Consider the following 9,291-nt stretch of genomic DNA (forward strand, 5'->3'; position numbering starts at 1 on the left):
GTACCGCATCCGGCTGGCGTCGGCGCAGCCGGCGCCAACGCCCTCGTGCTGAACGTGCGCGAGGATTCGTGGATCGAAGTCCGTCCGGCCAAGGGCGGCGCGCCGCTGTTCTCGCGCCTCGTCAAGGGTGGCAGCACGGAGACGGTCAGCGTCGACCAGCCGGTGCGCGTCACGGTCGGCAATCCGGGCGGCGTCACGGCCACGCTGCGCGGCGCGGCAGTCGCCCTGCCGCAAGTGCCGGGCAAGACGATCTCCCGCGTGAATTTGCAGTAAGAACGGAAGCAACGAGATGACTCTTTCGAACAACGCCAACGACCCGATCGGTTCCGGCCCGCTGGCGCGCCGCGCCAGCCGCGGCGTGGTCGTACGGCATGGCGCGCGCAAGGTGATCGTCGGTGGCGATGCCCCGGTCGTCGTGCAGTCGATGACGAACACGGACACGGCCGACGTGATCGGCACCGCCATCCAGGTCAAGGAACTGGCGCGTGCCGGTTCCGAGATCGTGCGCATTACCGTGAACACGCCGGAAGCGGCGGCCGCCGTGCCGGCGATCCGCGAACAGCTCGACAGGATGGACGTCGACGTCCCCCTCGTCGGCGACTTCCACTACAATGGCCACCTGCTGCTGCGCGATTATCCCGAGTGCGCGCAGGCGCTGTCGAAATACCGCATCAATCCGGGCAACGTGGGGCAAGGCGCCAAGCGCGACACCCAGTTCGCCCAGATGATCGAAACCGCGATCCGCTACGACAAGCCGGTGCGCATCGGCGTCAACTGGGGCAGCCTCGACCAGGCGCTGCTCGCCCGCATCATGGACGAGAACGCCGCCCGCGCGCAGCCGTGGAGCGCGCAGTCCGTCATGTACGAAGCGCTGATCACGTCGGCGATCGAGAACGCGCAGCGCGCCGAAGAAATTGGTATGCGGCGCGACCAGATCGTCCTGTCGTGCAAGGTGTCGGGCGTGCAGGACCTGATCGCCGTCTACCGCGAACTCGCGAAGCGCTGCGACTATGCACTGCACCTGGGCCTGACGGAAGCGGGCATGGGCAGCAAGGGCATCGTCGCGTCGACGGCTGCGCTGTCCGTGCTGCTGCAGGAAGGGATCGGCGACACGATCCGCATCTCGCTGACGCCGGAACCGGGCGGCGACCGCACGAAGGAAGTGGTTGTCGGCCAGGAAATCCTGCAGACGATGGGCCTCCGCAAGTTCACGCCGATGGTGATCGCGTGCCCGGGCTGCGGCCGCACGACGTCGACCGTGTTCCAGGAACTGGCCGACAACATCCAGACCTTCCTGCGCGAGCAGATGCCGGAATGGAAGAAGACCTACCCGGGCGTCGAAGCGATGAACGTGGCCGTGATGGGCTGCATCGTGAACGGGCCGGGCGAGTCGAAGCACGCGAACATCGGCATCTCGCTGCCGGGCACGGGCGAATCGCCGGCGGCCCCGGTCTTTGTGGATGGGCAAAAGGTCGCTACACTGCGGGGCGAGCGGATCGTGGATGAGTTCAAGACGATCGTGCTCGAGTACGTACAAAAGAAATACGGCTAATAACGTCGTTCCCGCGAAAGCGGGAACCCATACTGAGCATCTTTAGTCACCTCAGCATGGATCCCCGCTTTCGCGGGGACGACGGAAACGGAAAATAGAAATGTCCGAGAAAAAAGAGAAAATCGTCGCCATCAAAGGCATGAACGACATCCTGCCGGCCGACGCGCCGCTGTGGGAACTGTTCGAAAACACCGCGGAATCCGTGCTGAAGAGCTACGGCTACCAGAAGATCGTCACCCCGATCGTCGAAGAGACGGGCCTGTTCGCGCGCGCCATCGGCGCCGTCACCGACATCGTCGAGAAGGAGATGTATTCCTTCACCGATTCGATGAACGGCGACCAGCTGACCCTGCGTCCCGAAGGCACGGCCGGCGTCGTGCGCGCCGTCGTCGAGCACAACCTGGCCTACGACGGTCCGAAGCGCCTGTGGTACAAGGGCCCGATGTTCCGCCACGAGCGTCCGCAGCGCGGCCGCTACCGCCAGTTCTTCCAGTTCGGCGCGGAAGCCATCGGCTTCTCCGGCCCGGACATCGACGCGGAACTGATCATGCTGTGCCGCCGCCTGTGGGACGACCTAGGCCTCGACAACATCCGCCTCGAACTGAACTCGATCGGCAACGCGGAAGAGCGCCAGCGCCACCGCGCCGACCTGATCGCCTACTTCGAAGCGAACATCGACGTCCTCGACGCCGAAGCCAAGCGCCGCCTGCACGCGAACCCGCTGCGCATCCTGGACACGAAGAACCCGGCGATGCAGGACCTCGTCAACAACGCGCCGAAGCTGCTGGACTACCTGGGCGGCGAATCGCTCGCGCACTTCGAGGGACTCAAGCAGATCCTGGATGCCAACAATGTCCAGTACACGGTCAACCCGCGTCTCGTGCGCGGCCTCGATTACTACAACCGCACCGTGTTCGAGTGGGTCACGGACATGCTGGGCGCGCAGGGCACCGTCTGCGCGGGCGGCCGCTACGATCCGCTGATCGAGACCTTCGGCGGCAAGCCGACGCCGGGCATCGGCTTCGCGATGGGCATCGAGCGCCTGATCGAGCTGATGAAGGCGCAGGGCGAACCCGCCGAGCCGGCCCAGTGTGACGTCTACCTCGTGCACCAGGGTGAAGACGCGCAGATGAAGGCGTTCATCCTCGGCGAGCGCATCCGCGACGCGGGCCTGGACGTCGTCCTGCACTGCGCGACCCCGGCCGGCGCGGGCAGCTTCAAGAGCCAGATGAAGAAGGCCGACGGTTCGGGCGCCGCGTTCGCCGTGATCATCGGCGAGGACGAGGTCAACAACGGCGTCGTCGCCGTGAAATCGCTGCGTGACAGCGAAGGCGGCCAGCAGCAGACGAGCGTGCCGTTCGACGAAGCCGTCGACTTCATCGTCGACCAGATCGTCGGTGGCCACGATCACGACCACGATCACGACCACGTGCACTACCATCCATAATTACGAACCCGCGCCGACACGCGGGAACTTCCCGAACCCGCGCAGACACGCGGGAACTTCCCAACACGATAACGAAGAAGACGAACGTCCATGGCATACGATCTCGAAGAACAAGAACAGATAGCCAATTTCAAGGCCTTCTGGGACCGCTTTGGCAACCTGATTACCTGGGTGCTGATCATCGCGCTGGGTGGCTACGCCGCCTGGAACTTCTGGGGCTCGCATCAGCGCTCGCAGGCTGCGGAAGCGTCCGGCCTGTATGACGGCCTGACCGAAGCGATCCAGGCGAAGGATGCGGCCAAGGTCCAGCGCATCACGGGCGACATCGAGAACAAGTTCGGCTCGACCGCCTATGCCCCGATGGCCGCGCTGGCCGCCGCCAAGGCCGCGTTCGACGCGAACGACCTGAAAACCGCGAAGGCCCAGCTGCAATGGGCGGTCGATCATGGCGACGACGAGTACAAGGCCATCGCGAAGCTGCGCCTGTCCGGCGTGCTGCTGGACGAGAAAGCGTTCGACCAGGCGCTGGCGCTGCTGAACGGCGAGTTCCCGGCGCAGTTCGCGGCCGAGGTGCAGGACCGCAAGGGCGACGTCCTCGTCGCGCAGAACAAGCTGGCGGAAGCCCGCGCGGCGTACCAGGCGGCGCTCGACAAGATGGAGAAGAACCATCCGGGTCGCCAGGTCGTGCAGGTCAAGCTGGACGCCATTGGCGGTTCGGCACCGGCGCAGAAAGCGGCAGCGTAAAATAACAATTCCGTCATTCCCGCGCAGGCGGGAATCCATACTGAGTTTCAGAATTCGATACGTCGCACATGTCGCGACTTCGGTAAATCAGCATGGGTTCCCGCTTCCGCGGGAACGACGTATTCAAGAACAAGGTAAATAAGACATGCGTATTACCCGGAAGCTCGTTGGTGTCGGTATGTTCGCCCTGATGGCGGGCTGCTCCTCGCTCAATCCGTTCGCGTCCAAACCGAAGGGCAACCAGCCCACGCCGCTGGTCGACCTGAAAGGTTCGATGGCCGTGCGCACGGCGTGGAAGCTGGAAGTCGGCAAGTCGCAGAGCTATATGTTCTCGCCCGCCATCGCCGACAACACCATCATCGCGGCCGGGGGCGACGGCACCATCGTGCGCGCGGAAGCGGCCACCGGCCGCCAGATCTGGCGCACGAAGGCCGGCATGGACCTGACGGCGGGCGTCGGCACGGACGGCAGCGTCATCGTGCTGGGCGGCGCCAAGGGCATGCTGCTGGCGTTCGACATGGACGGCAAGAAGCTGTGGGATGCCCAGCTGTCTTCCGAGATCCTCTCGTCGCCGGTCGTGGGCCAGGGCATCGTCGTCGCGCGCAGCATCGACAACCGCATCGTCGGCTACGACGCGAAGACGGGCCAGAAGAAGTGGACCGTGCAGCGCAACGCACCGGCGCTCACGCTGCGCCTCGCGCCGGGCATGGTTATCCACGACAAGGACGTGCTGGTTGCACAGCCGGGCGGCAAGCTGATGTCGCTGATCCTCGCCACCGGCGCGCCGCGCTGGGAGATCGAGGTCGGCGTCGCCCGCGGCGCGACGGAACTGGAGCGCGTCACCGACATGGGCGGCACGCCGGTCGTCATCGACAACGACGTGTGCGCCGTGTCGTACCAGGGCCGCGTCGGCTGCTTCGACCTGGCCACGGGCAGCCCGCGCTGGACCCGCGACCTGTCGTCGGAAGTCGGCGTCGCCGCGGACCAGCGCTTCGTCTTCGTCCCGGACGACAAGGGCGCCCTCTACGCGTACAACCGCGACAGCGGCACGAGCGCGTGGAAGAACGACAAGCTGGCCTACCGCCGCCTGTCCACGCCGGTGTCGTACGGCCGTGCCGTCGCCGTCGGCGACTACCAGGGTTACGTGCACTTCCTGTCGCGCGAGGACGGCTCGTTCCTGTCCCGCGCCGCCACGGACGGCAGCGCCATCGAATCCACGCCGCTGGTCGTCGGTTCGAACCTGATTTTTCAAACACAAAATGGAACCGTGACCGCCATCGCGGTCGAATAAGATTCAATGAAGCCGGTAATCGCACTCGTAGGTCGTCCCAACGTCGGAAAGTCGACCTTATTCAATCGCATGACCCGCTCGCGCGACGCGCTGGTGGCGGACTTGCCCGGCCTGACGCGCGACCGCCACTACGGCGAAGGGCGCATGGGCGAACGTCCGTTCCTGGTCATCGATACCGGCGGTTTCGAGCCGGTCGCCAAGGAAGGCATCATGCACGAGATGGCGCTGCAGACGCGCCAGGCCGTCGCCGAGGCGGATATCGTCATGTTCATCGTGGACGGCCGCCAGGGTCTCACGCCGCACGACAAGACCATCACGGACTTCCTGCGCAAGTCGGGCCGCAAGGTCATGCTCGTCGTGAACAAGAGCGAGGGCATGAAGTACACGTCCGTCACCGCCGACTTCTATGAGCTGGGCATGGGCGATCCGTACGTGATCTCCGCCGCCCACGGCGACGGCGTGCTGGACCTCGTCAACGAGGCCATCGACGTCGCCGTCCAGCAGCGTCCGGAGGAAGCCGAGGAGTTCGATCCGGCCGACTACGGCGTCAAGATCGCGCTGGTCGGCCGTCCGAACGTCGGCAAGTCCACGCTGATCAACACCCTTGTCGGCGAGCAGCGCGTGATCGCGTTCGACATGCCGGGCACCACGCGCGACTCGATCGAAGTCCCGTTCGAAAAGGGCGGCAAGCACTACACGCTGATCGACACGGCCGGCATCCGCCGCCGCGGCAAGGTGTTCGAGGCCATCGAGAAGTTCTCGGTCGTGAAGACGCTGCAGTCGATCTCGGAAGCGAACGTCGTCGTGCTGATGCTGGACGCGCAGCAGGACATCTCCGAGCAGGACGCGCACATCGCCGGCTTCATCCTGGAGACGGGCCGCGCGCTCGTCGTCGCCGTCAACAAGTGGGACGGCCTGACGTCCGACGTGCGCGACCAGGTCAAGAACGACATCGACCGCAAGCTGAACTTCCTCGACTTCGCGGAGACGAAATTCATCTCGGCGCTGAAGGGCACCGGCATCAACCACCTGATGAAGGCGATCGACACGGCGTACGCCGCGGCGACCGCGAAGCTGTCCACGCCGCGCCTGACGCGCGCGCTGCAGGAAGCGATCGAGAAGCAGGAGCCGAAGCGCAAGGGCAGCACCCGTCCGAAGATGCGTTACGCGCACCAGGGCGGCCAGAACCCGCCGATCATCGTCATCCACGGCAATGCGCTGGATGGCGTCACGGAACCGTACAAGCGTTACCTGGAAAAGCATTTCCGCGATACGTTCGATCTCATTGGCACGCCGCTGCGCATCGAGCTCAAGAGCGGCAAGAATCCGTTCGCCAAGGAATAACCATAATGCGTGAAAACCATTTGTGTTAAATGTTTTTCACGCGTGCGAGGCACTTTTTAAGCCAGCTTTAACCATAGCAGTACGACAAAAAAGAGCAAAACAGGTTACAGTTAGCTTGGGCGAACATTCACAGCTTGAGAATGTTGGCGCAGCCACTTGAAATCCGGCATCCCGCCACAATTTTTATACGACAACAACATCACGGAGCTGTCATGAGCAACAAAGGGCAACTGTTACAAGACCCATTCCTCAACGCCTTGCGCAAAGAGCACGTCCCCGTCTCGATCTACCTGGTCAACGGGATCAAGCTCCAGGGCCACATCGAGTCCTTCGACCAGTACGTCGTCCTCCTGCGTAACACCGTCACCCAGATGGTGTACAAGCATGCGATCTCTACCGTCGTTCCGGCCCGTGCGGTCAATCTCAACCTCGAACAAGACGCCGAGTGAGGTCGATGGCTGACGTTTCCGGCAACATCATGCGCGCCGCCCTGGTCGGTATCGATTTCAACGCTGGCGATTTCAAAGCCAGCCTGGAAGAACTGGCCCTGCTGGCGCGCTCGGCTGGGGCCGAACCGATCAGCACGATCACAGCAAAGCGCAACAGTCCCGATCCTGCGTATTTCGTCGGCAGCGGCAAGGCCGACGAAATCGCGCAGGCCGTTCTCGCCGACAAGGTCGAGATCGTCATTTTCAACCACGCCCTGTCGCCCGCCCAGCAGCGTAACCTGGAGCGGCGGCTCAATGTGCGCGTGGTCGACCGTACCAGCCTGATCCTCGACATCTTCGCGCAGCGCGCGCAGAGCCACGAGGGCAAGCTGCAGGTCGAACTGGCCCAGCTGCAGCACCTGGCCACGCGCCTGATCCGCGGCTGGACCCACCTGGAACGCCAGAAGGGCGGTATCGGCCTGCGCGGTCCCGGTGAAACCCAGCTCGAGACCGACCGCCGCCTCATCGGCGAGCGCGTCAAGATGCTGCGCACCCGTCTCACCAAGCTGCGCAAGCAGCACGAGACCCAGCGCCGTTCGCGCGGGCGCAACCAGACTTTCTCGGTGTCGCTCGTCGGCTATACCAACGCCGGCAAGTCGACCCTGTTCAACACCCTGACGAAGGCCGGGGTGTACGTCGCGAACCAGCTGTTCGCAACGCTCGACACGACGTCGCGCCGCCTGTACCTCGGTCCGGATACCGGCAACGTGGTCGTGTCCGATACGGTCGGTTTCGTGCGCGAACTGCCGCACCAGCTGGTCGCCGCTTTCCGCGCCACGCTGGAAGAAACCATCCACGCCGACCTGCTGCTGCACGTCGTCGACGGTGCTTCTCCCGTGCGGATGGAGCAGATCGAGCAGGTCAACGAGGTCCTGCGCGAGATCGGCGCCGACCATATCCCGCAAATCCTGGTCTGGAACAAGATCGATGCGGCCGGCCTCGAGCCGGAGATCGAGCGTGATGAATATGGTAAGATCAGCCGCGTTTTCATCAGCGCCAGGAGCGGCGCCGGCCTCGATCTGCTGCGCGACGCGATCGTCGAGGCGGCCGGCAGCCCGGCCGTTGTGCCGGTTGTCGACGAGCACCCCGACCTCATGCCCGCGACTCCCCATCCCGGACCACACTAGTCTATGCTTGTTTCTCTGATCAAACGGATCGGCGTGCGGCTCGCGCCGACCGGTCGTCACGCCGGCGCGCGCAAGGCCGGCGTGCCTCTTTTTTCCCTCAATGATCCGCGCTGGGGCCACAACCCCAAGTCGAACGAGGGCCGCCGTCCGAACAATAACAACAAGAACGACAACGACGGTCCGCCCGACCTCGACCAGCTGTGGCGCGATTTCAACCAGCGCCTCAACAAGCTGTTCGGCGGCAAGCGCGGCGGCGACGGCGGTCCGTTCCGTCCGGACGCGCGGGGCGTCGGCCTCACGGCCACCGTCGTCGGCGCCATCGCCCTCCTGATCTGGCTTGCCAGCGGCGCGTTCATCGTGCAGGAAGGGCAGGTCGGCATCGTCACGACGTTCGGCCGGCTGTCGCACGTCACGGGCGCCGGCTTCAACTGGCGCTGGCCCGCGCCGTTCCAGTCGCACGAGACCGTCAACACGGCGCAAGTGCAGACGACCGAGATCGGCTACCGCGCCAATGTGCGCAACAAGCAGCCGAGCGAAGCGCTGATGCTGACGGGCGACGAGAACATCGTCGACGTCCAGTTCTCCGTGCAGTACAAGATCAAGGACCCGGTCGCGTGGGTGTTCAACAACCGCGACCAGGTCGAGACCATCCGTGACTCGGCCGAGACCGTCGTGCGCGAACTCGTCGGCCAGAACAAGATGGACACCGTCCTGTACACGGGCCGCGACAAGCTGGCGGCGGAAGCGCGCGAAGCGATCCAGCGCCTGGCCGACCGCTACAAGATGGGCGCGGAGATCGTCGGCGTGACGATGCAGTCCGTGCAGCCGCCCGACCAGGTCGCCGCCGCGTTCGAGGACGCCGGCAAGGCGCAGGAAGAGCGTGTCCGTGCCCGCAGCGAAGCGCAGGCGTTTGCCGACGAGGTCATCCCGCAGGCGAAGGGCAAGGCCGCCCGCTTGCTGCAGGATGCCGAGGCGTACCGCGCCAGCGTGGTGAGCGTCGCGACCGGCAACGCCGCGCGCTTCGACAAGATCGTGGCCGAGTATGCGAAAGCCCCGGCCGTCACGCGCGACCGCATGTATATCGAGACGATGCAGCAAATCCTTTCCAGCACCAGCAAGGTCATGATCGACGCCAAGAGCGGCAACAACACGATCTACCTGCCGCTCGACCGCCTGCTGGCCCAGTCGACGGCCAACGAGGCGGCGCGCGGCGCCAATTCCGGTCCGATGATGGCACCGCAGCAGAACCCGGCGCAGCCGCAGGCGCAGCAGCCGGCGCAGCAGCCGGCGCCGGCTGC

At 64.8% G+C, this 9,291-nt stretch carries 9 protein-coding genes; all 9 read left to right on the forward strand.

Features of this window, described 5'->3' with window-relative positions:
• A partial coding sequence (locus tag ACEN88_RS17555; RefSeq protein WP_413341561.1) for a DUF4115 domain-containing protein occupies positions 1-273 on the forward strand: 273 nt, incomplete at its 5' end.
• A gap of 16 nt (positions 274-289) precedes the next feature.
• Positions 290-1,552, forward strand: coding sequence for a flavodoxin-dependent (E)-4-hydroxy-3-methylbut-2-enyl-diphosphate synthase (gene ispG / locus ACEN88_RS17560; protein WP_413341563.1), 1,263 nt, complete (start codon positions 290-292; stop codon positions 1,550-1,552).
• Between the two features lie 100 nt (positions 1,553-1,652).
• Positions 1,653-2,999 carry a histidine--tRNA ligase gene (gene hisS, locus ACEN88_RS17565; RefSeq protein ID WP_413341565.1) on the forward strand — a complete coding sequence of 449 codons (1,347 nt, stop codon included), beginning with the start codon at positions 1,653-1,655 and terminating at the stop codon, positions 2,997-2,999.
• A gap of 90 nt (positions 3,000-3,089) precedes the next feature.
• Positions 3,090-3,743, forward strand: coding sequence for a YfgM family protein (locus ACEN88_RS17570; protein ID WP_413341567.1), 654 nt, complete (start codon positions 3,090-3,092; stop codon positions 3,741-3,743).
• Positions 3,744-3,888: 145 nt separating this feature from the next.
• Entirely contained in the window at positions 3,889-5,034 is a 1,146-nt protein-coding gene (bamB, locus tag ACEN88_RS17575) for an outer membrane protein assembly factor BamB (protein WP_413341569.1), read from the forward strand.
• A 6-nt stretch (positions 5,035-5,040) separates the two neighbouring features.
• Positions 5,041-6,378 (forward strand): ribosome biogenesis GTPase Der, encoded by a 1,338-nt coding sequence (gene der, locus ACEN88_RS17580; protein WP_413341570.1) that lies wholly within the window; start codon positions 5,041-5,043, stop codon positions 6,376-6,378.
• A gap of 212 nt (positions 6,379-6,590) precedes the next feature.
• Positions 6,591-6,827 carry an RNA chaperone Hfq gene (gene hfq, locus ACEN88_RS17585; RefSeq protein ID WP_036168820.1) on the forward strand — a complete coding sequence of 79 codons (237 nt, stop codon included), beginning with the start codon at positions 6,591-6,593 and terminating at the stop codon, positions 6,825-6,827.
• A 29-nt stretch (positions 6,828-6,856) separates the two neighbouring features.
• On the forward strand, positions 6,857-7,993 hold the full coding sequence (hflX, locus tag ACEN88_RS17590; RefSeq protein ID WP_413341573.1) for a GTPase HflX: 1,137 nt from the start codon (positions 6,857-6,859) through the stop codon (positions 7,991-7,993).
• Positions 7,994-7,996: 3 nt separating this feature from the next.
• The coding region (hflK, locus tag ACEN88_RS17595; protein WP_413341571.1) for an FtsH protease activity modulator HflK at positions 7,997-9,291 on the forward strand (1,295 nt) is incomplete at its 3' end.

The organism is Massilia sp. CT11-108, assembly GCF_047302915.1.
GTDB classification, from domain to species: Bacteria; Pseudomonadota; Gammaproteobacteria; order Burkholderiales; family Burkholderiaceae_D; genus Telluria; species Telluria orientalis.